General features: G+C 42.6%; 1 protein-coding gene. It reads right to left on the bottom strand.

Annotation, left to right across the window (positions count from 1 at the left end):
* Positions 1 to 48: 48 nt before the first annotated feature.
* The coding region (locus ACYVRA_RS08045) for a tyrosine-type recombinase/integrase (protein WP_461252213.1) at positions 49 to 646 on the bottom strand (598 nt) is incomplete at its 5' end.

Consider the following 646-nt stretch of genomic DNA (forward strand, 5'->3'; position numbering starts at 1 on the left):
AATGCGAAAAACTGGAGTATTACGCAAGTTAAGTATTAATACCGTAATTCACGGTATCGTGTCAAGTGGACTCGTTATGTTCAAAACATTGCGACGAGCGACGTGAGCGTAGCGTTCTGTTGTACGAAGATTAGCGTGACCTAAAAGAGCTTGAATATAGCGAATGTCAGTGCCGCTTTCTAAAAGGTGAGTGGCAAAAGTGTGGCGCAGACCGTGAATTGAGATTTCTTTGGGAATAGCGGCGCGGCGGACGGCTTTGTCAAAAATGCATTGGGCTGAACGAATCGATAAATGTTTTGATGCGGGTTGGCCGGGGAAAACCCATTTGTCAATGTTAAAAATTTTATAGTACTCAACAATATATTGGGCGGCTTTTTCGGAAAGAAGAGTACTGCGGTCTTTTCTGCCTTTGCCGAGACGAATGTAAATTACTTTGCGGGATAAATCAATGTGTTCTTTTTTTAGAGCGACAACTTCGCTGACGCGAAGACCGGACGAATAGACAAGCATCAACAAGAGACGGTGTTTGGGATTTTTTTCTAAAGAAAAGATTTTGCTGATCTCCTCTTTTGACAAAATCATGGGAAGACGGCCGTCGTGACGGGGACGGTGTTTTTGTTCTATGCTGTCATCTTTTAAAATATAT

Source organism: Treponema sp. R8-4-B8, assembly GCF_054786175.1.